The following is a 25135-nucleotide window of genomic DNA, read 5'->3' on the forward strand; positions in this document are numbered from 1 at the left end:
TGAGACATTATTCTTCCACAACGTGTACTTTCAGAGTCACAGTTACTTCGTTGTGCAGTTTTACTTTGATTTGCGTCACGCCCAAAGCACGGATGGCATCCATTTCGAGCTTACGCTTGTCTACTTTGATTTTATACTGATCTTCCAGCGCTTGCGCTACTTGTTTGCTGGAAATTGCACCGAACAAGCGACCACCTTCGCCTGCTTTTCCTACTACTTTCACTGTCAGCTCTTCCAGCTTTTTGCCCAGCTCCTGAGCATCCAGCTTTTCTTGCTCCTTGCGCTTATCTTCGCTGCGCTTTTGAGCGTCGAGCGTTTTCACGTTGCTATCTGTCGCTTCTTTTACCAGCTTCTTTGGCAACAAGAAGTTGCGTACATAGCCCTCTGACAAATCCTTAACTTCGCCTTTTTTCCCTTGGCCTTTTACATCTTGAAGAAAAATGACTTTCATCATCGTTTCCCCCTTTATATTTTGGCCTATACGACCGAGTCAATCGCTTCTTTCAAACGACGTGTAGCTTCTTTAATTGATATGCCTTGAATTTGTGTCGCAGCACCAGTGAGGTGACCGCCTCCACCCAGCAGTTCCATGATGGACTGAACATTGATGTCGCCCAGAGAACGTCCACTGATCAAGATCGTATCGTCGGATCGCTCTGCAACAACAAACGACGCCTGGATACCTGACAAAGTGAGTAGCTGCTCAGCAGCTTGCGCCACCTGTACCTGCGTGTAATCCTCGGACGGATCTCCTATGGCAATTGCCATGTTGTCACGGTACGTTTCCGTGTTCATGATGATTTTTGCCCGCTTCACATACTGTCCCAGATCTTCCTTCAACAGACGCTGGACAGCCGCGGTATCGGCCCCGTTACGACGAAGGAAAGACGCCGCTTCAAAGGTCCGTGAACCTGTGCGGAAGGCAAAGCTTTTGGTATCCACCACAATCCCTGCTAACAGTGCCGTTGCTATCAGATTGTCGATATTCAATCGCTCGCTCTGATATTGCAAGAGCTCCGTGACGAGCTCGGCTGTAGAAGAAGCATATGGTTCCAGATACAAGAGTACTGGCTCAATGAACTCCTCTGAACGTCGATGGTGGTCAATCACTACAATTCGGCTCGTTTCCGTCAACAGCTTCGGCTCAATCACCAGCGATGGTCGATGCGTATCAACAACTACCAGCAATGTGCGGCCAGAAATGAGTCGGATCGCCTGTTCTGGCGTGATAAAGGTCTCAGCCAACTCTTCATTGGCATAAATCTCTTTCATCAGACGCTCGACAGAATGATTGCCTTCGTCCATGACGATATAAGCCGTTTTGTTGTGCAGCTGCACAGCCTTCAATACACCAAGTGATGCCCCGATGGAATCCATGTCAGGCTGTTTATGCCCCATGACAATGACGTGCTCCGCCTCATGAATGAGATCACGCAAAGCATGTGCAATAACACGAGCCCGGACACGTGTCCGCTTTTCCACCGCATTCGATTTCCCACCGTAGAAAGTGAGCTTGTTGCCAATCTTGACAGCGCACTGGTCGCCACCGCGCCCCAATGCGATATCCAAGCTTGATTGCGCCATTTGTCCCAGCTCAATGTAAGTGGTAGCAGCCGCTCCAACCCCGATACTAAGCGTAATCGGAATTTTGTTGTCAGCCGTCATCTCCCGTACTACATCGAGAATGTCAAATCGCGATTCTTCCAATTTATCAAGTGCTTCCCGTTCCATCAGAGCCAAAAACTTGTCGGCCGTGATTCGGCGAAGATATATGCCATGTTTGTTGGCCCACTCTGTAATCACACCAGCCACGCTTGTAGAGAGCAGCGTACGGCTCTGATCATCCATGACTTGTCCAACCTCATCCAAATTGTCGAGGTGAATGATGGCAAGTGCAGCCTTTTCTCGATGGTAACGAGTCGTCAGTTCTTTGAAGTCCGTAATGTCCTTGAAATACAAAAGGCGCTCATCGGACCGCACAATGACCTCGTATACCCGCTCGTTATAAGTAAACTCCAGCCGTTTTTGCTCCGGCTTCCAAACCAGTTGGGGGAATACCTCTTGGAGGCTTTTCCCGATCATGGATTCATCCCCGGACATATGCGTCATATACGGGTTTACCCACTCAATTGCCTTTTCCTCGTTGTATAAAAGAATTCCGATCGGCAGTTCCTGGATAACGCCTTCTCCCGCCTTCTTCACGCGATGGGTGACCGTCGCCAAATACAGGCGCAAGTCTCGTTGGAACCCCTTTTCTGCTTGAAGAGCGTAAAGAACCAAGCCAATCAAGCAAATCATGCCGATCGCCCCGTACATCCAATGGAACAAGGTCAAAATCCCCAACAACAGCAAGCTAAAGCTGAGTGCCAGGACCATGTGCATCCCGTACCAACGCTTTAACAGGAACTTGGGCATTTCCTCAGCCCCTCTTCACTCTTGTTTCCAGTTTTTCACGCAAACGAATTCCTAGGTCAAATATCCCTACTAGACTAAGTATAGTACTTAGGGGTGGAAAAATAAATAGACAGACAATAAGCACGGGAGTCAATCTCTTCCAGCCGTACAAATAGGCAGCAAATAGACAAAAACTCAAGCCCTGCAAAACAAAAATAACATCCAGCATGACTTTCAGGTTCATCAGGGCGATTTCCCAAAACGTTCCCTGCATGCTTTCAGCAAACAACAATAGACTGATCATCGCAATGAAGTAGTAATAAATCAACGAACGCGGGAAGTTCCATTCCCGAATTGGCTTCAATGCTGGAATTGGTCTGCGCAGACGCCTTCCAAACAGACTCGCCAATCCATGATTAATGGCGCTAGATAAAAAGCTGAACAGAACGAGACTCGTAGGCAATACCATTTTACCCAGTGCAATGAGCTGATCAAACTGTTCTTTTGGCATCATCGCAGGACGTATTTTAGAAACCTCTTGCAAGGCCGCATTAAAATCCACGTTCATTCCGAATGCCAAGAATCCAAGATAAGAAACCACACCCAGAAAAGAGACACCAGCACCCGCCACAATGGCTGGTAAGGCCGCCTTCTTTTTCGCGTAAACAATCCCCATTACTGAACCCCAAGCGGCACTGTAAAAAGCGAGTGTGGCTTCGAGTGGACCGGTAATGATCCATCCTAGAAACGTAAAGGCCAACGTGACCCACACCATGTTAGGTACTGTTCGATTTACAGCCAAAAGAATAAACGGCAGAGGTATCAAGAAGCTGACGAACAATCCCAGTATGGTATATGTGGTGAGAAACAGCAGCACCAGTGCGATACCCAGCATAAGGGCATTTTCAGCCAAGTGTTTCGTTTTGGACGGCATGTCAGCACCTCATTATTCATGTCTCATGTACACTTTCCATAGAAAACTATGGAAAAAAGAGGGCCACGCAATTGTGCCCCTCTTTGTATAGCTTTTGAAAATTATTCAGCAGTGTAAGGCAACAGTGCTACTTGACGGGATCGCTTGATTGCGATTGTCAGTGCACGTTGATACTTCGCAGAAGTACCAGTTACACGACGTGGCAAGATTTTGCCGCGTTCGCTGATGAACTTTTTCAGCAAATCAATATCTTTATAATCGATGTGCTTGATTTTGTTCACTTTAAAGAAGCATACTTTACGACGCTTATTAGGACGTCCTTTGCGTGCCATGATAGTCCCTCCCTCTTAGGAATGTGAAAGTTATACGATACTAGAACGGCAAGTCATCATCTGAAATGTTGATCGGCTTGCCTGCACTCGCGAAAGGATCACCAAACGGATCATAGTCATTATTTCGTTGACCGGATGGTTTGTTACCGCCACCCATGCCTGGTCCTGGATCGTATCCTGAATTGTCTCCGCCGGATTCATTGCCTCGACCGCCCAAAAATTGAACGTTCTCCGCAACGACTTCCGTCACGTATACCTTTTTACCTTCTTTATTATCATAGGAGCGTGTTTGCATACGTCCCTCGATGGCTGCTTGTCTACCTTTACGCAAATAGCTTGCGCACAGGTCGGCAAGTTTTTGCCAAGCGACAATGTTAATGAAGTCCGTTTCTCTCTCTCCCGCTTGATTGGTGCGGGGACGATTAACGGCCACAGTAAAAGTAGCAACGGCAACGCCATTTGGCGTGTAGCGAAGTTCAGGATCTTTCGTCAGGTTGCCGATGAGAATGACTTTATTCATCTTGGTTCCCCCTCTGATCGCGACAATGATTACTTCTCATCACGAACAAACATAAAGCGGATTACGTCGTCATTGATTTTCATCAGACGCTCAGCTTCCGCAACAGCATCGGAGTTCGCTTTGAAGTTCATCAAAACGTAGTAACCTTCACGGAACTTGTTGATCTCGTACGCAAGACGACGTTTACCCATTTCTTGAAGCTTAGAGATTTCGCCACCATAGTTAGTTACAACATCGCTGTAACGAGCTACATTGGATTTTACTTTCTCTTCTTCAAGGTCTGGACGCAATACATACATTACTTCGTATTGGCGCATACCTTTTCACCTCCTTATGGACTTTAGCGGCCCTGTTCGGGCAAGGAGCGAGTGCTAAAACGAAACGCACAAAACATGCACTCCATAAATACTCGCATTATCGTATTATAGCAAACCGCCTAGTTCGAATCAAGAATTTCGTACTAAACATTGAAACGGAAATGCATAACATCTCCATCTGCCACTACGTACTCTTTCCCTTCAAGACGGTACTTCCCACGTTCTCTGGCTACTGCTACGGAGCCAGCATCTACCAGATGATCATAAGCAATCACTTCGGCACGAATGAAGCCGCGCTCGAAATCAGTATGAATCACGCCTGCTGCTCCTGGAGCCTTTGTACCTTGACGGATGGTCCAAGCGCGTACTTCTTGTACACCTGCTGTGAAGTATGTTACCAATCCCAGCAGCTTGTAAGCAGCACGAATCAAGCGGTCGAGACCAGACTCAGAAAGTCCCAACTCTTCCAAGAACATTTCTTTGTCTTCGCCCTCGAGCTCAGCAATTTCTGCTTCCACCTTCGCGCTGATGACAACCACTTCTGCGCCTTCACCCGCTGCATGCTGACGAACTGTCTGCACATGCGGGTTGTTGTCTGCATCGTTAATGCCGTCTTCTGCTACGTTGCACACATAAAGCATCGGCTTGATTGTCAGAAGATGCAAATCACGAATCCATTTGCGCTCTTCGTCATCGAGTTCAACACTGCGAGCAGATTGACCCTCTTCAAATGCTGCTTTCAATTTCTCCAGCACGTCCAGCTCTTGCTTGGATTCCTTGTCGCCGGATTTCACTTTGCGTGCAATTCGGTCAATACGACGATCAACAGAGTCCAGATCAGCAAAAATCAGCTCCAGGTTGATTGTCTCGATATCGCTCAAAGGATCGACACGACCTGATACGTGAGTGATGTTCTCATCTTCAAAGCACCGTACAACATGAGCAATCGCGTCCACTTCACGGATGTGTCCAAGGAACTGGTTGCCAAGTCCTTCGCCTCTGCTCGCGCCTTTTACCAAACCTGCAATGTCTACGAACTCAAACGCAGTTGGAACTACCTTGTTTGGTACAACGATCTGTGTCAGCTTTTCCAGACGCTCGTCTGGTACCTCTACGATCCCTACGTTCGGGTCAATCGTACAGAATGGGTAGTTAGCCGATTCAGCGCCCGCTTGTGTAATGGCATTAAACAATGTCGATTTTCCTACGTTAGGAAGACCTACAATCCCGCATGATGCACCCATCTATATACACCTCGTTCATTTATTATCCAACTCAAATAGTCTATCACATTCTGTCATTGCGTCCAATCAGCCATTAACTTGGAAGCAATGATATGAATTAATATAGTAAACGTCCCGTCTCCTAAAATAAAGTCGGGTTAAATAAGTTATCACACGCTCTTCGGTCAGTTAAGCTTACTGCGCTTTAGTTTGGAGTTCTACATACTTAGCAAGATTCCTCGTAATTGGTTAATCCATTTAGGTTACGCATACAAGTCAATTTGTTTGAGCATTTCCTTTTTTTCATTATCATGAGTCGATAGATATAGGTAGTAAATACCTTTTTTAACAGTAAATGGATTCCTAATGTTGATACGAGGTATAATAAATTAAATGCACCTTTAACAGAGAGCGGAGGGCAACTAGATTGGACTAATGCTACGTACCATGTTCAATGGGGAGTCGAGCAGAGAAATGAGGAGGAGTAAAATGTTACTTAAAAAGATCAGGTTTTTTATTACTTTATCGCTTTTGCCAATAATTTTCTTTGGTTTTTGGATTAATGATAGTTATGCCGTACAACAAAAAATATCTATTTATCTTAATGGTGAACAAAAGACTGGTTTGGATCCCCAATTCATTAATGGGCGTGTCTATGTGCCAGTAAAGTTAATTGCGGACTCTTTAGGTTCTAAAGTAAGTTGGGATAATAGCAAAAAGGTAGTTGATATTAACTCTGATATCAAAATGATTGCTTCCCTTCCAGAAGAAGAAATTTACTTATATGCTTTAAATAAAGATAAAGATACAAACATGTATAAGGATTTAATTGTAAGCATCAATGGGGTTAAAAAAGTTTTTGATTGGGAAACCATTGCAATGATTACAGATTTACCCGAATTGTTTTATTTAGATTTAAATAATGATCAAAAAAAGAATTGGCTATTCTTTTAAGTAAAGGTCATGGGACAGGTTTTTCTAGCGAAACCATTCATATTGTAAATCCTGAAAACTTTACTGAGTATCCTATAGAAAAACCATTAGATATCATTAAAAACAACGTTACAACAAAAATAATATCTGATACTGAAGTGGACATAAAAATAGGTGAAACGATTTCAAATATCAAGTTAGAGAATATCCCTTTTAAAGAGTCCAAACTTCTTCCCGATAAAATTTCTGAAATCAGTTATGAAAATTTCATTTACTATGGGATCTCAGATAATACAATAACGACCACTGTTGGTGTGGAAGGTGATTATTTGAAATATATTGAGTATATAGCGATTGAATATTATTTTAAAGATGGCAAATACAAAATGAAGAATATTTCAATTTCACAAAATTAACATGGCGAACGAATTAAACAACTGTATATGAACCAATAAGGGAGTGCCATTTTTCATTTCTCCTTTTTAATGTGATAAGCAACAGTTTTTGACCGGTCATCGTCGCTTTCACCTATCTAGGTAAAAAACAGGGACAAAACGGAACAGCTTTTCTAAAAAATTTTAAAAAAGATTTTCAACCCCTGATTTTCTCAATAAACTGCGTCGTAATTTCTTGAATTCCCTCTTCTTTCGGTAGCTTGAGAAAACCAGCTAGGGAGTCAATTTCAGGTTGCATTTCCTCCAAGACTTTGAGTAACGCCTCGTTATCACCATTTTTTGCTTGCTCAGCTATTAGACTGAATGCGTGGTTAGATAATTGTGCAGTTTCTTCAGGCTCCGATTTTTGCATTGATTCACTCCTCTTTCTCCCATGTGTAGGTCTTCTCCGACTTCTCTTGCTGTGAAGCCTTCCAATACGATCTTGCGAATGACGTGCCTTTCCTTTTCATTAGGGAGTTGCTGTAATAGCTCTTCAACAAAAAGGTTATCGTCGCTTCCGATCGTACTCTGCTGCCTGCCAAAGTCGTCCAGGATCGGGCATTATTCACACTGGCACGCCTCAACCCCCAATTGCTTGTATCCATTTTACCAAATATTACAATTTGATTACTGAAAACGCCCGTTGTGTAAACTTTTGTAAATAAATGTATTTGCCCTATTGAGACAAACCTACGCTCTATGGAAGTACCTATTCAATCGCTTTTAGAATCTGCGTTTGTGCTTCCTCATCAATACCGATATAAGCGCCCGCGATAGCCAGCGCGCCCGTGACAATGAGCAACACTGATTTCTTGTGCTTTTTCAAAAAGTCTTTCATGAATTAACACTCCCTTTCAGCTTTACAATTTTATTTGATCCGTCCCATTCCACTTGTAAGCCGAGTACCGCAGCCAACTCCCGAGCAGGAGCATAAGCCGATCCATCAATCACCTTTTTCAGATCCTTCCCGTTCACGCGAACATCCTTCGTCTGTTCGATCCACTCCACTTTTCCACCAGCAGCATTGGCTACCGATCGGACTGGCAGCATAGAAACACCATCCTGCAAAAAGCCCGTTACAGCTAGCAATGCCTCGTTCAACTTAATTGCAACCGGAATCTGCTTGGGCTTATCCACTATACCCACAGCTTTTTGCAAGAATTGTGAGTAATTTGTTCGGAACGCGCCCATTGGGAATGCAGGGCAATTTTTCCACGCGTAGCCGGGGTACTTCAAGTCGCTCAGGCGTCGGTTGCTGTGTCCGGAAGTCCCCGACAAGGCAAATGCCTAGTGCATGTCGGTTGCTATTGCCTACGTGGTAGAAAATTGTTTCTGGATCATTACACCAGTAAATCGTTCCGTCCTTTTGGATTACAAAATGAAAAATATTTCATTTTAAAAAACAAGCGTGACGAACTAAGTAATATTTCACAATCCCTGAAAGGAGTAAATTTCTGTAATGGAATGTAATATTACACACTACCTTATACTCCATATACTTGTTCCATAACATAGAAAATACCTTCAGGTGGTGGGACAGAAAAAGAAATGCTAGACTGGAAAAAACTTGTTCTTTGAATTATCTCGACATTTTCATAAATGAGGTGACTACAAAAATGAAGCTCTTACTTCTCGGTGCCACTGGTCGCGTAGGAAGCCATATCCTCGACTATGCATTAAAAGATGGGCATGAAATAACCGTGCTCGTTCGCTCAGCAGACAACCTTGCTCACCTAGCTGCTGAAAACCTGCGTGTCCTGACGGGAAATGTCCTCGATCAAAAGGATGTTGCATCAGCCATGCGTGGAGTTGACGCGGTCATTAGCGCACTCGGGACAGACAAGGCAACGACGTTATCCGAGGGAACTCCTTATATAATTGAAGCAATGAAACGAGAAGACGTTTCACGCATTATTACGGTGGGCACCGCCGGCATCTTGCAAAGCAGAGTTTCTCCTGACCTGCTCCGCTATCAATCCAGTGAGTCCAGACAAAAATTGACGCGTGCTGCCGAGGAACATCACAAGGCATACTCGCTCTTGGAACAGTCCGAGCTCGATTGGACCATTGTATGTCCGACATATTTGCCTGATGGAGAGTATACTGGCAGTTACCGGGCCGAGGCTCACCAGCTGCCTGTAGATGGGATGCAAATCTCCGTGCCGGATACGGCGGAGTTTACGTATCAGCAGCTTTCTACTTCCGAATACATACGAGCGCGAGTCGGCATTGCCTATTGATACATACAGGGAAAAAAACAGGCTCCTATCCATAATGGAAGGGAGCCTGTTTTGCTTCTGCCGTTTCTTTACTTCTCGTTTACCAGCTTTTCCAGCTCATTCAATGTCTCTTCAAAGATTTCCATTGCTTGCTCGATTGGCTGGGACGTGGACATGTCCACACCTGCTGCTTTCAGTACCTCGATAGGCGGAGCAGAGTTACCCGCTTCGAGGAAGTTTTTGCGAACTCGATCCACTGCTGGCTGACCTTCATCCATGATTTGCTTCGCTAATGCTTGTGCAGCGGCAAAGCTCGTCGAGTATTGATAGACGTAGTATTTATAGTTATAGAAATGGCTCACACGTGCCCATTCCATACCGATTTCCTCATCGGAAACCATGTCTTTTCCGTAGTACTTTTTGTTGATGTCGAGGTAGATCTTCTTGATCGCTTCCGCATTCAGAGATTCCCCAGCTTGCTCCTTCTCGTGAATCGCTCTCTCGAACTCCGCGAACTGCGTCTGACGGAACAGCGTAGAACGGAAGTTTTCCAGATAGTGATTCAAGAGATACATCTTCTCTTCTTTCGTCTTCGCCTTCGCGTACATGCTCTTGAACAGCAGGGTTTCATTCATGGTTGAAGCCACTTCTGCCGTAAAGATTGGATAGTTGGACGAAATGTACGGCTGGTTTTTGTTCGTGTAATACGACTGCATGGCATGTCCCATCTCATGGGCGATGGTATACACATCATCGAGCGTACCTTGGTGATTCAACAGTACGAATGGATGTGTGTCATATGCCCCCCATTGGTAAGCACCGGTGCGCTTGTCATCCGTGGAATAGACATCTACCCAGCCGCCATCCAGGCCGTCAGACATTGCCTTCACATAGTCATCACCCATTACCTGTAACCCATTAACGACAATTTTCTTTCCTTCGTCGAAGGAAATATATTTGTCATCAGATGGAACGATTGGCACGTAAATGTCGTACATGTGCAATTCCTTCACGCCAAGCATTTTCTTTTTCAAAGAAATGTAGCGATGCAGCAATGGTAGATTGTCATTCACCGTGTCAATCAGCTCATCATACACCTTCGTCGGTACGTTGTTCGGTGTCAGGCTTGCTTCCAGCGCAGAATCGTAATTGCGTACAGCTGCGTAAAAATTATCGCCCTTTACTTTGGCAGCCAACGTCGATGCAAACGAGTCTTGGAAATTGATCAGTGCACCATAGTACGCCTTAAACGCTTCTCTGCGCACATTTTGATCCTTGCTTTCCAGATAGGAAATGAAATTGGCACGCGTCAACTGAACTTCCTTGCCTGTCTCATCCTTGATTTTAGGGAACCTCACGTCTTTGGACAGCATGCTGTAAATGTTTGTCGGTGCACCGCCCAACGGAGACGATTTTGCCAAGAGCTGCTCCATATCCGCAGAGAGTGAGTACGGCTTCGTTCTCAGCATGTCTTCGATAAACAGCTTGTAAGGCTCAAGCTCCTTTTCGGACAGCAAGCTCTTTATTTTGTCATCGGGAATCGCAACGATTTCAGGCTGTACCCACGAGGTTTTTTCTGTGACAAGCGTGGACATTTTCTCACCACGGTCTCCCAGCTTTTGCAGATCAGGATTCGCGGAGTTTACATCGAGAGACATGTTTGCGTACACGTATGCTTTGTCATTTAAACGCATCAATTCAACATAGTCATCGAATGCCGCCTGCATCGCAGCAGATGATGTACCCAGCTTGCCTTGGTGCTTTGTGAAAGCGTTTGCCAAAGATTCAACCTTAGCAACATCCTTTTCCCATTCCTTAACAGTCGGATAAATATGATCCAGCTTCCACTTGTACGCATCTGGGATCTCAGCGCGAGTTTGATAAGAAGGCTTCTCAGCAGCAAGAGCTACCGCCTTCGTGCTGTAAGGAATGAATGGTACGGATACTGTCGACAATGCAATGGCCAAAGCCGTAACTGATGCAAATACTTGCTTCTTCAAATCTCAATCGCCCCTTTTCTTCTATCTATTTTTGCCAAATTTATAAGTGTGTAATTATATTTTCACCTGCCAAATTCCTTCTTACTAATAAAAATTTTTCAAATATTCAATAACAACCGTCAATTTATCCAGAGAAAATCCCCTTTTGTGGATAAGTCTGTGGATAAGTATTTACTAACAACTTTTTATCCCCCACAACGATTGCAGACACTCCTTTTTCCCGCAAAAAGTTGTCCACATTTTCTGTGGATATGCTGTGAATAACTTATTTTCTTTGGAACTAGGGCATCCGCCTATACCTCGTATTGGGTTCCTACATAGCATGAGTATTGAAACTACGGTAGGAGGTGTTAGCAAGTGGGTATCTTTAACGGCTTCGACGATTTCGCGCTGATCTTGGTTCTGTTCATCCTTCTCGTTATCGTAGGTTGCGACTGCGACTAACCTACTCCGCTGCCATCCAGCCTATATGAAGGTAAGCTTGTATCCTCAGCAGCCTTACCTTCTCCATTGCACATAGATCATAACCAGGCGATGCAGCCCAGGGATAATGATCAGTCATAACCTAAGTACCACCACCGGGAGATACATGTAATCGTACAAAAGGAAAAAGGATGCGCCTCTATTGGCTGCATCCTTTTTTTTACCCACATGCTTGAATTATTTAGATCCTGTCTGAAAAGTTATCCACTGCACTTGATTTACATTACCTGCTGTGTCCTTTACCAAACCCATAATGAGACTTACCTGATATCTCGTATGTGGCTGCCATTTTCCTTTTGGCTTCACAGACAACATCCGCTTGCTTTTGTTCCACGTAATGGTATGCGGAACGATAGCCCCTTTTTCATCTGTCACGCGAACTAATGGACCGGCCGTTTTGCTGGAGAGGACTCCACCACCAACCAAAGCAATCTCTTCTGCAAACTGGAGTGTCACTTTATTCTGGAGCCCTACATTTTTAGCTCCATGACCAGGCAATATGACTGCTTGTGGAGCGATATTATCCACAGGTTTTTTCGTTTGAAACGTGCTGGTCAGCTCTGGATTCAAATTACCGCGCTGATCCTTCACTTTTTTGGCCAGCAAGCTTATTCGATAAGACGCCCCTGCTTCCAGATTTCCTATCGGATCAATCGTCATGCTTCGATCTGTTTTGTTCCATTTTGCCGTAAAACGAACCTTCTTTTTTTTCGCATCCGTGAGCGAAATGATCGAGAGACCAGATTTGTCAGTGAGCTCTTGACCATTTTTCAACGATACTGTTCCCGAAAATGTCAGTGTAATGATTTCATCCGGGTCTATTTCCGCCGATTTGTCAGCCAGGGATATTCTCACTCCCCATTCGTTTGCTGACTTTGCCCACACTCCCTGTGATGGAAGTAGGAAAATCGCAAGCACTACTACCCACTGCAACCACCGAACACTCATCTTTTCCATCGAACCCCTCCCGTCTATAACGACAAAGCCGCTCCCTGAAGCATATAAACGCGTCTCTTCATCGTTTACAGGCATTGTAGAAAAAGACAGATGGGTTGATCAAAGAAATATGGTCTATGCTTGCGGTTCTTCCTCTGCGCGAATCAGTATCTTTTTCAGCTTGCGTTCAAACTCTAGTCGTCCAATCATCACACTATGATCGCAACCCGTACATTTGATTCGCACATCCATGCCCATGCGTATTACCTTCCACGCATTCGTGCCACATGGATGTGGCTTTTTCATCTGTACGACATCCCCCAGTCCAAATTGCTTGCGTTCCATTTCTCTTTCTCCTCTCTACACTGTTCCCTTTCCAGACACCGCGACAATTTTGGGATACGGAATTTGAATGCCTCGGTTTGTTAATTCCGTTCTGATCTTCGCACGCAAATTTCGATTGACCCCGTGATGCGTGTTCGGCTTGCACTCAGCCGTAACCCGGATGATGACTTCGGAAGGTCCCAGTGCATGTACTCCCAAAATTTGCGGCTCAGCTACGATATCCGTCAATTCCGTCTGAGCCGATGCCAACACTTCTTTGAGCACAGACTCCACTTGGTTCAGATCTTCTTCATACGCTACAGATACGTCGACAACCGCTAACGTATTTTGCAAAGAAAAGTTGGTCACTTGATTAATCGTGCCGTTTGGAAAGATGTGTACCTCACCCGTCCAGCTTCGCACCTTTGTAATGCGCAGACCAATCTCCTGCACCGTGCCCGTCAAATTGTTGATCGTTACGACGTCTCCAACAGCAAATTGGTCCTCAAAAATAATGAAGAATCCCGTAATGATATCACGAACGAGACTCTGCGCCCCAAAACCAACTGCCAGCCCAAGTACCCCTGCGCTTACCAAAACAGGACGCAAATCAATGCCCAACAGCTGCAAAATCATGAGAATTGCCAAAAAGTAAATGCCATACTGCACGACATTGTTGACAAGAACCCGCATCGTGTCTACTCGACGTTGATCCATTTGAATCTTGCTTCCATGCCGGTGCTGGAACACTTTATTTACGCCTGATTGCACAACCGACACGACGATTCGCGATAACAGGATAATCGCTGCGATTTTCAGTACAGCCATCCCTATATTTACCCACATATCTGCATCGGTCACATACGCATATACTTGGGCATAAATTCTCTCAAAAAAACCAGCCTGATTCATTCCTCCCGCTCCTTCTGCTCCCCGTTTTCGTCGACCTCGCTATACTGGCCAAAAAACTGACGGAAGTATCCTCGTATTACCACTTGTTGTTCCATCATGATCGCTTTCGCTCGTGAGTAATCCGACAGTGGTAACTCAATGGAAAGGGCACAGCCTGCCGTTATTTCTTTCGGCGTTGGTCTTGTATCGATCTCAATATCTTCGTACTCCAGCAGCATTTCTGCCCGCAAGGCTTGCTGCGTGGAATCAAACGCGATCAGCACGGTCTCTCCTCCCATTTCACTCCCCCTCATCTATTTCACACAAACTGCTATAGGCTCCTCTTATTTTACCTGTTCGTTTTCATGCATGCCAGCCTCACTGAGTTTTCAAAACCTACGTAACTTTCCCATTAGCAGGTATAAAAATGTCATATCGGTACGATACTGTGAATACTTTTATATAACCTTTTACAGGTTGGTTTAAGCCAAGTCGGCAAGAGTGGGGGTTTCCATGAGCACATCCGATAATCGCAAGGATTATTCTTTGCCACCTTTTAAAGTGGAATACCGCAGTGAAAACGCAGACGAGCATCTCGCCGGTCACCTTGCACAGCGCTTTCGCTTAAATCGGTTCGATGACGACCTTGTCATTGTATGTATTGGGACAGACCGTTCTACTGGTGATGCTCTAGGCCCATTAGTAGGAACCAAGCTCATCGCACAGTCAACTCGTTTTTTGCAAGTGTACGGAACGCTTGAGGATCCTGTACACGCCATGAATCTTAAGGAAAAATTAGAGCTCATCCAAGCGAATCATCCGACAGCTACACTCATTGCAGTCGATGCCTGTTTAGGTCAATTTAGCCACGTCGGAAACATCAATGTGATTAATGGTCCACTAAAACCAGGGGCTGGTGTTAAAAAAGAGCTGCCTCCTGTTGGTTCCTTTCACATTACCGGGATTGTCAACGTAGGAGGATTCATGGAGTATTTTGTCCTTCAAAATACCCGCCTCTCCATCGTCATGAACATGGCAGATATCATAGCTTCCGGACTGGCAAAAGCCGTAACACTGGCTTCTACGCCGAGTCGATTCGATAGTGTCTTATATGATTGACCGTTTCTTTTTGCAAAAGGTTCCATCCCTCTTTAGAAAACTTGCTTTACGATCTGTTCTCTCCCTCAACGGATGACAGGTCTATTTTTTTTACACAAAAATCGTCAGACGCTTTTCAATCACTTGAGCACTGATCGTCGTTGGCGCTACGCTTTCTCCATCTGCATGGACGGGCAGTTGTCCTGCTGCTTGTATCGTTACCTGCTTGCCCCTATAAAAACGGACACCCGGATGATGACGGTGAGCTCCTGTGAATATTTTCGGGAAAGCTGCTAACAATCCGAGTCGACTCATACCACTTACTACGCAAATATCCGCAATCCCATCGTCCGGTATAGCATCGGGGCAAATCAGCATTCCGCCTCCGTAATTCGGAATATTGGCAGCGACAACTAGCCAGACAGCCTTTGAACGAACCTCAAGACCATCAACGTTCAGTACGATGTCACGTGGCTGATACGTAAATACGACGCGAATCACCGATATAATGTAGGCGAGTGCTCCTAGCTTGTACTGATTCAGCCAAGCTTTGTACACAGCTTGATCCGTTATCTTTGCTACCTGTGCATCGAATCCGGCCCCGATTGAATTCGCAGCCACTTCTCCATTCAATAAAATCAGATCGATTCGCTTTTCCCCTTTTTCCGACAGAATTCGTTCTAATGCCTGTAACGGTTTCATCGGAATTCCATGTCCGCGAGCGAAATCATTCCCGGAACCAGCTGGTACCAATCCAAATCGGCAATCTTGATTCGACTCGTATATTCCGTTTATCACGCCTCGGACCGTTCCATCGCCTCCGACAGCAATGATTTTATTTACTCCCTCTTTTTGAATCAGCTCTTTTGATAATTTTTCTGCCTCCCCCTCTCCTGATGTCATCCTGACATGAAAAGGCGCTCCTAGACGTCGTAGCGTTGGCTCAATTTTCCTCCATACTTTCAACCCTGTGCCATTGCCCGATACAGGATTGACGATTACACCCAACATAGTAATTCTCTCCCCAACATGCTGTCATACCGTACTGTTTCGTCCCACTTATCCATACTTGCTCGCAAATCAAGTTTTTGTATCATATTATCGCATGCTATTTTTATCGATGATAGTTGATTTTTCATTAAAGAAGACTCCTCCCGAAGGAAGAGCCTCTGTGCCATCTATGAAAACAGCTTTGAAATCCAATCTATAAAGGGAACTCCGACTGCTGCGATCACTAATGCTGGCATCATGTTCGCTACCCTTATCTGTTTGATCTCCAAGACGTTTAATCCAATGGCAATGATCATCAAGCCACCTACCGCCGTTACTTCTACCAGGATCGCATCCAGCATCGTTTCGCTTACCACACTGTAAATGCGTGTAGATAATAACGCAATCATGCCTTGATATAAAAACACGGGCACAGCCGAAAAGATAACACCGATTCCTAGCGTTGATGTGAAAATGATCGCAGAGAATCCGTCTAGCAATGCTTTCATAAACAATACATCATGGTTGTTACGCAAACCACTGTCCAATGCACCCAGTACAGCCATGGCTCCAATACAGTACACCAGCGTCGTCGTGATAAAACCAGTGGCGATACTGCCTTGGCTTCCCCCAACTTTCCTCTCCAGCCAATGCCCCAGATTGTTTAAGCCTTTTTCTATCCCAATCCATTCACCTAGTACTGTTCCTAGCACAATACTGATAATCACGAGTAAAAAATTATCCGAACCCAGGCACATTTTAATGCCCAATATGAATACGGCCAGAGCAATTCCTTGCATGACGGTTTGTCGCATCGACTCCGGAATTCGCTTCAACATTCTGCCTAACAATGCTCCTAAGATGATTGCTCCGGCGTTGACCAATGTTCCAAGCAAGATCACTTGCGCTGTCCCCCTACAGATGCCTTACCCTTACACAAACGCTGCTGCTATTTCTCGAACAGCGTTATGAAGCGCTTCTACATCTTTCTCTGAGTTGAAAATTCCAAAGCTGGCGCGAACCGCTCCACGTTGTTCGGTACCGGCAGTCTGGTGACCCAGTGGCGTGCAATGAAAACCCGATCTGGTCGCAATCCCGTATTGTTGATCCAGGATAAACGATACCTCTGCTGCATCCACCTCTCCGATATTAAAAGCAACCACACCTACACGTTCCGTCTCAATCCCCGGTCCGTAGACATGTACACCCTCGATCTGCTGCAATCCAAGGATCGTTTGTTTCACTAACTCCCATTCGTGCTGACGAATGTTGTCCACACCTTTTTCCATGACAAAATCAACGCCTGCTTGCAGCCCTGCCAAACCAACCGTATTGAGTGTTCCGCTTTCGTATCGATCTGGACGAGTTGTTGGTTGATCGATCGCTTCAGACTGACTACCTGTCCCCCCATGAATCAAGGGCTCTAGATCAATATCATTGCTCACATACAAACCACCTGTACCTTGTGGACCATACAGTCCCTTGTGCCCAGGAAAAGCAAGCATGTCGATATTCATTGCCTCTACATCGATAGGCAAAACACCAGCAGATTGAGAAGCATCCACCAAAAACGTAATTCCGTGCTCTTTTGCCAGTTTCCCCAGTTCGGCTACAGGCAGGATGACACCTGTCAAATTGGAGGCATGACTCACAACGATTAACCGCGTCGCGGGCGTAATTGCCTTGGCAAAATCCTCTACATAGAATTGATGGTCTTCTCTCGGCTCGACAAAAGTAGCTTCTACCTGGTTGTTTTTGCGCATGTACTCGATGGGACGTCTTACCGAATTATGCTCAACAGACGAAGAAATAACATGATCGCCTGCTTGTAAGAATCCTTTTATCGCCTGATTAAGTGCTTGAGTAGCATTGAGATAAAAAAAGAGGTTATTCGGGTTTTGAATCCCAAACAACCGCGACACTTGCACCCGTGTCCGAAACACAGCTTTACTCGCTTTCATCGCCAGTGCATGTCCACCTCGGCCAGGATTTGCAGCAAAATCTTCGATGACTTCCGCCATCATTTCTTTGACTGCTGGTGGCTTCGGCCATGTAGAAGCTGCGTTATCCAAATAGATGATCGCCATGACTACCTCCTGGACTTACTTCTCTATATTCAACATATCGATGATTCGCTCCAAGTCTTCCTGTGAATAGAAGTCAATTTCGATCTTGCCGCGCTTCGATCCTTTTTTAATCTTGACCGATGTTCCAAAACGACTGCGTAGCCGTTCCTCCATCTCGATCAATACTGGCTCGTTTTTCGCTGGCTTTTTCTTTTTTGTTTCACGTGAAACATTGAGCTGCTTCACAAGCTCCTCCAGCTGACGAACACTCAATCCTTTTTCCACCACGTCATTTGCGAGCTGTTGTTGTAATTTCTTATCCGTTACCCCAAGCAAAGCACGCGAATGTCCCATGGATAGTTCGGATGCCGAGACCATTTTTCGGATCTTCTCTGGCAGTTGCAGCAAACGCAGCATGTTGGCTACATGCGGTCGACTCTTCCCTATCTTTTGTGCAAGCTGTTCTTGCGTATAATCGTGGTGAGAAATCAGCTTGTCATAAGCCTCTGCCTCTTCGAGTGGATTCAAATTTTCCCGTTGCAAGTTCTCAATCAGGGCAATCTCCATTAATTGCTGATCTGTGTACGCCTTTACTACTACCGGAACCTCTTTTAACCCCGCTACTTTTGCAGCACGCAATCGTCTTTCCCCAGCTACCAGCTCGTAACCTTTGATGCTTTTCCGAACTATCAGCGGCTGGATGATCCCATGCTCTTTGATCGATTGTGCTAGTTCCTCGATAGCAGATTGCTCGAATTCTTTCCGGGGCTGATAAGGGTTAGGACGAATCTCATTGATGGAAACTTCTTTTACCTGTTCCCCTTCTTCGATGAGATTGGAAGTAATAAGCGCATTCAGCCCTTTTCCCAATCCTCTACTCATACCCCTACCACTTCCTTCGCCAAATCAGTATAGACTTCCGCTCCTCTTGAGCGTGGATCGTACGTAATGATGGCTTGTCCGTGTGACGGCGCTTCACTCAAGCGAACATTTCGAGGAATAATTGTCTTGTATACTTTGTCCTGAAAATACTTTTTCACTTCTTCAATCACTTGCAAACCGAGATTCGTACGTGCATCGAGCATTGTCAGCACGACACCCTCGATAGCAAGCTGTGAATTCAAGTGTTTTTGGACCAAACGAATGGTGTTCAACAGTTGGCTTAATCCCTCTAGCGCATAGTATTCACACTGGATTGGAATTAAGACGGAATCAGATGCTGTCAAAGAATTAACGGTCAAAATCCCTAAGGATGGCGGGCAATCGATGATGACGTAATCGTACTTGTCCTTGACAACTTCCAGTGCCTTTTTCAGACGAACCTCACGAGAAATCGTAGGAACCAGCTCGATTTCCGCACCTGCCAATTGAATGGTGGCAGGAATGATCATTAATCCTTCAATTTCAGTTGGCAAAGTCGCATCGACGGGGTTGATATCATTGATCAGGACATCATAAATGCAGTACTTAACATCTGCCTTATTTACCCCGATCCCACTGGTTGCATTTCCTTGCGGATCAATATCAACCAGCAGCACCTTTTTCCCCAATGCGGCCAAACAAGCACTTAGATTGACGGACGTAGTCGTTTTCCCGACGCCGCCTTTCTGGTTCGCAACCGCAATGATTTTTCCCAACTTCTCCACCTCTTTTTTGTCGTGTAGGAAAGCTTGTGGTTTGACCAGTACACTCTCCAGTACGTCTTTCAAAGTCATCTTCTGTATCCTCATCTAGTTAGTCATTCGAGTCTATTTACGATTTGCTCGTATTCTTGTAAAACGATAGTTTTTTATACATTTTCCTTCGTTCGTTGCCATTCAGTAACCTTACATGGCCTGTACATGATAAGACGAAAAAAGTCTCTGCAAAGTTATCCTCATTTATTATTGAGTAAACCTGCTAGTATGCACAGGTTGGTACTCTCCATGTTATCAGATTTACAGCTTGGTCGTACGCTGTTTTTTTTAGATAGTGAGACAAAAAAGCCTGATTTTTGTCCCAAAAATGCAAATTTCCCTAGCTTTTTTATACGAAATGCTTTTTTCTGGAAATTAAACATTACCGAACGTCTCTTTTTCCTCTAAATAATCAGCATTTGCCCAAAAAGAAAGGCGACCTTGTCGCCTTTTTTGTTACCATCTCATTTATTTCCCTGTTTCCTTGTTTTTCGGAATACGAATGGTGAATTGATAGAATTCATCATGATCTTCTTCCGCCGTCTCTACAGGTAGGCCCGTCTGGATCACCATATCGATCGATTGTCGAACAGTATTAATCGCAATCCGCGTATCTCTTGAAAATGCTTTCCAGCGAGGCTTCGCATCTTTTTCCGATTTTGGGTTCTCAGCCAATTCTAGAAGCTGCTTCACGCGCACTTCCGTCTGTTTCACATTCCATTCCCGCTCCAAAATCTCCAACAAGACCTTATTTTGTAATTCTGGATCTTTTAACGGAATCAGAGCCCTTGCATGACGCTCTGTTACTTTTCTGGACAACAATGCATCTTGAATTTCTTGCGGTAAATGGAGCAAGCGCAGTTTGTTTGCGATTGTCGATTGTCCTTTGCCTAAACGTTGAGCAAGACTCTCTTGCGTCAAATTGTGCAAATCAATCAGCTTTTGATATGCGACTGCCTCTTCAATGGCTGTCAAACCTTCTCGTTGCAAATTCTCAATCAAAGCGATAGAGGCTGTTTGCGAGTCATTAAACTCTTTGACAATCGCAGGAATCCTCTCCATGCCCAATTTTCTAGTTGCGCGCAAACGTCGTTCTCCAGCAATCAATTCATAACGACCATCGCGAACCCGCACGACAATCGGTTGAATGAGCCCATGAGTACGTATCGTTTGACACAACTCATCAATTTTCTCGTCATCAAATACAGTACGAGGTTGATATGGATTCGGTACAATCTCCTCAACTGGTATTTGTTTGATTTCTTCGTTATCTGTCTTGTCCGTCAAGCCAAAAATCCGAGAAAATGAATCTTTAACTGCCATAGAAAAATCCCCCACTTCTACCCGTTCCATCCGTACTATTTTAAAGTCTTTGAAGAGGTGTTCAAAAAGTCATTTTTGATCACGAAGTAATCCTGAAAGATTGCGCAACAACGAAACAAGCGTTCACCTTCGAAATCCTGGTGCTCATGTAGCTCCCCTACATTCCGCCCCTCTATCTTCAGCTTCTCGCCACTTTCTTGGTGCTGAAAAGACGACTTTTTGAATACGTCCTTGAAACTGAAAAAGGTCCTGTCCAATCAACGACAGAATCTCCCTCGAAACATTTTGTATCCCTCGCCCATCCATTGTCTGGATATGACAGATTGAATATGTTCTTTGATTGTTGCTGCTAAGGAAAAATGGCATATTGGCGTCGTAAGTGAGTGCAGTCCTACTCTTTTTACATAGGTCCTCCTCTTACATCGTTAGAGACAGCATGCATTTATTTGAAAAAAGCTTCACAAGCCCTATCGTACACACTGCTTAACAGACTCTTCCTGCCCATCCGGTCGGTTTGTAAAATTGCCTTTGACCTAATCTTCTTTCCCTATACGCTTTCTTCAGGTTCATTTATATATATGTAATTCTGCAAGATTCGTCCAATTCCTGCTAACGAAAAACGTTTCACGTGAAACATCAATCGTGATCTTCGTCATAAAAATCGCGATCGTCACGGTGCTTTGGCCTCTCTTCACTTCCAATGCTCTCATCAGTAGGATGTGAAATCTTGGTGACAGAAAACAATCTAGGGAAAAGTCTATGAAAGTCTAACGTCAGGTACGAAAAAATCGCGGCAACGATCGCAGCGACATACATTCCTGCACTGAACATTAGACCAATGGCTGAAGCAACCCACATCCTTGCTGCCGTCGTCAGGCCTTTCACCGTACCATTGAATTTAATAATAGCTCCGGCTCCCAAAAATCCCATGCCCGTCACGACTTGTGCAGCTACCCTCCCTGGATCTTGATTTACGCCACTCGAAGAAAAGCCATAAATAGAAGCTAGTCCAAAAAGACACGAACCAAAGCAAACGAGACTATACGTTCGAAACCCAGCGCCTCTTTGCCTACTCACATCCTTTATGAATCTCTCTCGCTCCCATCCCATGATGGCACCTGCTAGAAAAGCAAGAAAGAGCCGAAGCAATATGGTCGGGAGTTCTGGCGGAAAAAAGGAGGAAAGTACTGCTGCTTGCATAGTCTAATCACCCTCTCATACGATGTCATTCCTTCGAAGGAGCTAGTACTATGTATATGCCGAGCTGTAGACTCCATGATCCAAGAAGCAAACCTGAGAGACTACTTCTGAGGCATACTTTCCATTTCATCAGGAATGGACAATTTCACTTAAACTTTCCATACGAAAAAAGGCCGCAGCACGTGGCTACGACCCTCTCATATGACTGACTCCTACACTAACGGCTTTTTCGCAGGAACTCCTGCCTTGCGCGGATAGCTTTTCGGTGTCGCTTCTATTTTTTCCATGATGACGATGTTACGCTCTCCCGCTTCCTCTAGAAGCTGGAATGTCTCGACCTTTCTCGTCTTTCCACCGAGCGTCTTGATTGCCTTTTTCGCTTCAGCAAGCTCTGGAGTAATCTCCGCTCCCTTGAGAGCGACGAAGTGTCCTCCGACTTTGGCAAAAGGAAGGCAGAACTCCGATAACAGATTGAGTCTCGCAACAGCACGTGCCACTACGAGATCAAACTTTTCCCGATAAATCGCTTCTTGCCCTCGATCCTCAGCACGCCCATGTACGGGATTTACGTTCTCCAGGCCCAGTTCCTTAGCTACATGCTGCAAAAAACTCATTCGCTTATTCAAGGAATCAATGATCGTCATTTTCAGATGTGGGAAGCAAATTTTCAAAGGAATGCTCGGAAAGCCTGCGCCCCCACCGATATCTACAACCGATTGCACCTGGTCAAATGGGAAGTAAAAAGCCGGCGTGATCGAATCATAAAAATGCTTGTTGTACACTTGCCCCTCTTCGGTAATCCCGGTCAGGTTCATCTTCTCATTCCATTCCACCAGCAGGCGGTAAAAATGATCAAACTGCTCCTTCTGACGATCCGTCAAAGAAATCCCCTGGGCTGCTAGTACCTCGGCAAACTGTTCTTTCGTCATAGCTTTTCTCCTTATTCGGCTACTCCCACGCGTTTGTACTCCAGATATACCATCAACACGGAAATGTCTGCTGGAGTAACCCCTGCAATACGAGCCGCCTGCCCGATGTTCAATGGACGAATTTTGGTCATATTGTCGCGGGATTCCTTGGACAAACCAGAGATTTGGTGGTAGTCAATATCCGTTGGGATGCGGCGCTCCTCCATTTTTTTCATCCGCTCAACCTGTTGCAAAGACTTTTTGATGTAGCCATCGTATTTAATCTGGATTTCAACCTGTTCGGTCACATCCTCTGGCAGTGCTTCTGGTGCAGGGACCATTTGAGCAATGTGGCTGTAGTTGATTTCCGGACGACGCAGCAATTGAGCCAGCTCGATGACATCTGTCAGTTCAGGAGAGCCTGCGTTGCGCAAAACCTCTTGGACATGTGCCATTTCAGGGCGTACACGCGTGTTTGCCACACGTTCTTTTTCTTGCTCGATCAGCTCGCGTTTTTGGATAAATCGATTATAGCGCTCTTCGCTAATCAGACCAATTTCACGGCCGATATCCGTCAGGCGCAAGTCCGCATTGTCATGACGCAGCAGCAAGCGATATTCTGCACGAGAAGTAAGCAAACGATAAGGCTCATGCGTTCCTTTCGTAACAAGGTCGTCAATCAAGACACCGATGTACGCCTCTTCTCGTCCCAAAATAACTGGTGGTTTCTCTTGAACGCGACGTGCTGCGTTAATTCCTGCCATGAGACCTTGACCCGCTGCTTCTTCATAGCCAGAGGTACCATTGATTTGTCCTGCTGTGAACAAGCCAGGCAAGATTTTGGTTTCCAAAGAAGGCCAGAGCTGCGTCGGCACGACCGAATCATACTCAATCGCATAGCCAGGGCGCATCATTTTGACTTCTTCCATTCCAGCCATGGAGCGCAGCATGGAAAGCTGAACATCCTCCGGCAAGCTGGTCGACAAGCCTTGTACATACATTTCTTCGGTATTGCGTCCTTCTGGCTCCAAGAAAATTTGGTGACGCGGCTTATCGTTAAAACGAACTACTTTATCTTCAATCGAAGGGCAATAACGCGGGCCTGTTCCTTCGATCATCCCCGAGTACATTGGAGCACGATGCAGATTGCTATTGATGAGTCCATGTGTTTCTTCATTCGTATATGTCAGCCAGCAAGGAAGCTGATCCATAATAAACTCCGTTGTTTCATAAGAAAAAGCGCGCGGTACCGGATCACCAGGCTGAATCTCCATTTTAGAGAAATCCACACTGCTGCTATGAACACGTGGTGGCGTCCCCGTCTTGAAACGTGTCATTTCAAAACCGAGTTCCTTCAAATGATGGGCCAGACGAATGGACGGACGCATGTTGTTCGGTCCACTTTCGTATTGGAGATCTCCAAGGATGATCTTTCCGCGCAAATAAGTTCCGGTCGTCAATACAACAGATTTGGCCATGTATCGAGCCCCAGTTTGCGTAATAACCCCTTCACAGACACCGTCGTTCACGATCAGCTCTTCCACCATCGCTTGACGCAGGATCAGATTCGGAGTATTTTCAATCGTTTTCTTCATTTCATGCTGATACGCAAATTTGTCTGCTTGTGCGCGCAAGGCATGCACAGCAGGTCCTTTCCCTGTATTCAGCATACGCATTTGGATATGGGTTTTGTCAGTATTGCGTCCCATCTCTCCACCAAGCGCGTCTAATTCGCGTACGACGTGGCCTTTTGCCGGACCACCTACGGAAGGATTACATGGCATGTACGCCACAGCATCCAGGTTGATCGTCAACAGCAATGTACTGCAACCCATACGTGCAGCCGCCAATGCAGCTTCCGCACCGGCATGACCCGCACCAATGACAATGACGTCAAACGAGCCCGCTTCATATGCAGGTACAACGTTCAT

31 protein-coding genes are annotated in these 25135 nt (G+C 45.4%); 5 read left to right on the forward strand and 26 right to left on the reverse strand.

Going from position 1 to position 25135, the window contains the following annotated elements; all coding sequences use genetic code 11:
• Positions 1–7 precede the first annotated feature (7 nt).
• The 7 genes from rplI to ychF all read right to left on the reverse strand — a co-directional run bounded on the left by rplI (position 8) and on the right by ychF (position 5741).
• Positions 8–451, reverse strand: a complete 444-nt coding sequence (gene rplI, locus C7R92_RS21265; protein WP_017246819.1) for a 50S ribosomal protein L9 — start codon at positions 449–451, stop codon at positions 8–10.
• 26 nt (positions 452–477) lie between these two features.
• Entirely contained in the window at positions 478–2415 is a 1938-nt protein-coding gene (locus C7R92_RS21270; RefSeq protein ID WP_007720189.1) for a DHH family phosphoesterase, read from the reverse strand.
• A gap of 4 nt (positions 2416–2419) precedes the next feature.
• On the reverse strand, positions 2420–3328 hold the full coding sequence (locus C7R92_RS21275) for a DUF2232 domain-containing protein (RefSeq protein WP_106835578.1): 909 nt from the start codon (positions 3326–3328) through the stop codon (positions 2420–2422).
• 101 nt (positions 3329–3429) lie between these two features.
• Positions 3430–3660: a 30S ribosomal protein S18 gene (gene rpsR, locus C7R92_RS21280; RefSeq protein WP_007720187.1), complete on the reverse strand. Its 231-nt coding sequence runs from the start codon at positions 3658–3660 to the stop codon at positions 3430–3432.
• Between the two features lie 40 nt (positions 3661–3700).
• Entirely contained in the window at positions 3701–4180 is a 480-nt protein-coding gene (locus tag C7R92_RS21285; RefSeq protein ID WP_016739386.1) for a single-stranded DNA-binding protein, read from the reverse strand.
• 29 nt (positions 4181–4209) lie between these two features.
• The gene (gene rpsF, locus C7R92_RS21290) at positions 4210–4497 is read right to left on the reverse strand and encodes a 30S ribosomal protein S6 (RefSeq protein ID WP_007720183.1); all 288 of its coding nucleotides are present in this window, start codon (positions 4495–4497) and stop codon (positions 4210–4212) included.
• Positions 4498–4640: 143 nt separating this feature from the next.
• Entirely contained in the window at positions 4641–5741 is a 1101-nt protein-coding gene (ychF, locus tag C7R92_RS21295; protein ID WP_017246821.1) for a redox-regulated ATPase YchF, read from the reverse strand.
• Positions 5742–6209: 468 nt separating this feature from the next.
• On the opposite strand from ychF, the gene C7R92_RS21300 reads away from it, so the two are divergent.
• Together C7R92_RS21300 and C7R92_RS21305 are read left to right on the forward strand one after the other, a co-directional pair.
• Positions 6210–6674: a stalk domain-containing protein gene (locus tag C7R92_RS21300; protein ID WP_158265764.1), complete on the forward strand. Its 465-nt coding sequence runs from the start codon at positions 6210–6212 to the stop codon at positions 6672–6674.
• Positions 6659–7069: a hypothetical protein gene (locus tag C7R92_RS21305; protein WP_106835580.1), complete on the forward strand. Its 411-nt coding sequence runs from the start codon at positions 6659–6661 to the stop codon at positions 7067–7069. Before C7R92_RS21300 ends, C7R92_RS21305 begins: the two co-directional genes overlap by 16 nt.
• 175 nt (positions 7070–7244) lie before the next feature.
• Here the strand turns inward: C7R92_RS21305 and C7R92_RS31900 are convergent, their stop codons facing one another.
• The 5 genes from C7R92_RS31900 to C7R92_RS32940 all read right to left on the reverse strand — a co-directional run bounded on the left by C7R92_RS31900 (position 7245) and on the right by C7R92_RS32940 (position 8477).
• Entirely contained in the window at positions 7245–7460 is a 216-nt protein-coding gene (locus C7R92_RS31900; RefSeq protein WP_137030555.1) for a hypothetical protein, read from the reverse strand.
• Positions 7403–7525, reverse strand: a complete 123-nt coding sequence (locus tag C7R92_RS33415) for a hypothetical protein (protein WP_412679007.1) — start codon at positions 7523–7525, stop codon at positions 7403–7405. Before C7R92_RS33415 ends, C7R92_RS31900 begins: the two co-directional genes overlap by 58 nt.
• A gap of 274 nt (positions 7526–7799) precedes the next feature.
• Positions 7800–7928, reverse strand: a complete 129-nt coding sequence (locus tag C7R92_RS33175) for a hypothetical protein (protein WP_279629825.1) — start codon at positions 7926–7928, stop codon at positions 7800–7802.
• Entirely contained in the window at positions 7925–8227 is a 303-nt protein-coding gene (locus tag C7R92_RS32935; protein ID WP_244195789.1) for a copper amine oxidase N-terminal domain-containing protein, read from the reverse strand. Before C7R92_RS32935 ends, C7R92_RS33175 begins: the two co-directional genes overlap by 4 nt.
• Positions 8220–8477: a peptidoglycan recognition protein family protein gene (locus tag C7R92_RS32940; protein ID WP_328141687.1), complete on the reverse strand. Its 258-nt coding sequence runs from the start codon at positions 8475–8477 to the stop codon at positions 8220–8222. The genes C7R92_RS32935 and C7R92_RS32940 overlap by 8 nt, the downstream gene beginning before the upstream one ends.
• A 229-nt stretch (positions 8478–8706) precedes the next feature.
• Between C7R92_RS32940 and C7R92_RS21320 the strand changes: the two genes are divergently transcribed.
• Complete coding sequence (locus tag C7R92_RS21320; RefSeq protein ID WP_106835582.1) at positions 8707–9330, forward strand: NAD(P)-dependent oxidoreductase; 624 nt, start codon at positions 8707–8709, stop codon at positions 9328–9330.
• Positions 9331–9398: 68 nt separating this feature from the next.
• On the opposite strand, the gene pepF is transcribed toward C7R92_RS21320, so the two are convergent.
• Positions 9399–11309, reverse strand: coding sequence for an oligoendopeptidase F (gene pepF, locus C7R92_RS21325; RefSeq protein ID WP_106835583.1), 1911 nt, complete (start codon positions 11307–11309; stop codon positions 9399–9401).
• A 357-nt stretch (positions 11310–11666) separates the two neighbouring features.
• Here pepF and C7R92_RS21330 point away from each other — a divergent pair, with 357 nt between their 5' ends.
• Positions 11667–11753 carry a YjcZ family sporulation protein gene (locus C7R92_RS21330; RefSeq protein ID WP_017246824.1) on the forward strand — a complete coding sequence of 29 codons (87 nt, stop codon included), beginning with the start codon at positions 11667–11669 and terminating at the stop codon, positions 11751–11753.
• A gap of 216 nt (positions 11754–11969) precedes the next feature.
• Here C7R92_RS21330 and C7R92_RS21335 read toward each other — a convergent pair whose 3' ends face one another.
• From C7R92_RS21335 to C7R92_RS21350, 4 genes are all read right to left on the reverse strand, one after another.
• Entirely contained in the window at positions 11970–12749 is a 780-nt protein-coding gene (locus C7R92_RS21335) for an Ig-like domain-containing domain (RefSeq protein WP_106835584.1), read from the reverse strand.
• A gap of 114 nt (positions 12750–12863) precedes the next feature.
• A complete protein-coding gene (locus C7R92_RS21340) occupies positions 12864–13073 on the reverse strand; it encodes a DUF951 domain-containing protein (protein WP_007720174.1) in 210 nt (69 codons plus the stop codon).
• A gap of 15 nt (positions 13074–13088) precedes the next feature.
• Positions 13089–13964 (reverse strand): mechanosensitive ion channel family protein, encoded by an 876-nt coding sequence (locus tag C7R92_RS21345; protein ID WP_106835585.1) that lies wholly within the window; start codon positions 13962–13964, stop codon positions 13089–13091.
• Positions 13961–14242, reverse strand: coding sequence for a putative Se/S carrier protein (locus C7R92_RS21350; RefSeq protein ID WP_106835586.1), 282 nt, complete (start codon positions 14240–14242; stop codon positions 13961–13963). The genes C7R92_RS21345 and C7R92_RS21350 overlap by 4 nt, the downstream gene beginning before the upstream one ends.
• A 214-nt stretch (positions 14243–14456) precedes the next feature.
• On the opposite strand from C7R92_RS21350, the gene yyaC reads away from it, so the two are divergent.
• A complete protein-coding gene (gene yyaC / locus C7R92_RS21355) occupies positions 14457–15062 on the forward strand; it encodes a spore protease YyaC (RefSeq protein ID WP_017246828.1) in 606 nt (201 codons plus the stop codon).
• A 90-nt stretch (positions 15063–15152) separates the two neighbouring features.
• Here the strand turns inward: yyaC and C7R92_RS21360 are convergent, their stop codons facing one another.
• The 9 genes from C7R92_RS21360 to mnmG form a co-directional block, all read right to left on the reverse strand.
• Positions 15153–16052, reverse strand: coding sequence for a diacylglycerol/lipid kinase family protein (locus tag C7R92_RS21360; protein WP_106835587.1), 900 nt, complete (start codon positions 16050–16052; stop codon positions 15153–15155).
• A gap of 167 nt (positions 16053–16219) precedes the next feature.
• Positions 16220–16933, reverse strand: coding sequence for a DUF554 domain-containing protein (locus C7R92_RS21365; RefSeq protein WP_069850187.1), 714 nt, complete (start codon positions 16931–16933; stop codon positions 16220–16222).
• 30 nt (positions 16934–16963) lie between these two features.
• Positions 16964–18118: an aminotransferase class V-fold PLP-dependent enzyme gene (locus tag C7R92_RS21370; protein WP_069850189.1), complete on the reverse strand. Its 1155-nt coding sequence runs from the start codon at positions 18116–18118 to the stop codon at positions 16964–16966.
• A 15-nt stretch (positions 18119–18133) separates the two neighbouring features.
• The gene (locus C7R92_RS21375; protein WP_017246833.1) at positions 18134–18979 is read right to left on the reverse strand and encodes a ParB/RepB/Spo0J family partition protein; all 846 of its coding nucleotides are present in this window, start codon (positions 18977–18979) and stop codon (positions 18134–18136) included.
• The gene (locus C7R92_RS21380; RefSeq protein ID WP_015894094.1) at positions 18976–19734 is read right to left on the reverse strand and encodes a ParA family protein; all 759 of its coding nucleotides are present in this window, start codon (positions 19732–19734) and stop codon (positions 18976–18978) included. The genes C7R92_RS21375 and C7R92_RS21380 overlap by 4 nt, the downstream gene beginning before the upstream one ends.
• A 507-nt stretch (positions 19735–20241) precedes the next feature.
• Positions 20242–21096, reverse strand: a complete 855-nt coding sequence (gene noc / locus C7R92_RS21390; protein ID WP_106835589.1) for a nucleoid occlusion protein — start codon at positions 21094–21096, stop codon at positions 20242–20244.
• A 636-nt stretch (positions 21097–21732) separates the two neighbouring features.
• Positions 21733–22296 carry an MgtC/SapB family protein gene (locus tag C7R92_RS21400; RefSeq protein ID WP_106835591.1) on the reverse strand — a complete coding sequence of 188 codons (564 nt, stop codon included), beginning with the start codon at positions 22294–22296 and terminating at the stop codon, positions 21733–21735.
• Between the two features lie 212 nt (positions 22297–22508).
• Positions 22509–23225, reverse strand: a complete 717-nt coding sequence (gene rsmG, locus C7R92_RS21405) for a 16S rRNA (guanine(527)-N(7))-methyltransferase RsmG (RefSeq protein WP_017246837.1) — start codon at positions 23223–23225, stop codon at positions 22509–22511.
• Between the two features lie 11 nt (positions 23226–23236).
• The gene (gene mnmG / locus C7R92_RS21410; protein WP_017246838.1) at positions 23237–25135 is read right to left on the reverse strand and encodes a tRNA uridine-5-carboxymethylaminomethyl(34) synthesis enzyme MnmG; all 1899 of its coding nucleotides are present in this window, start codon (positions 25133–25135) and stop codon (positions 23237–23239) included.

Origin of the sequence: Brevibacillus porteri, from assembly GCF_003013475.1 — a bacterium.
Classification (GTDB): domain Bacteria; phylum Bacillota; class Bacilli; order Brevibacillales; family Brevibacillaceae; genus Brevibacillus; species Brevibacillus porteri.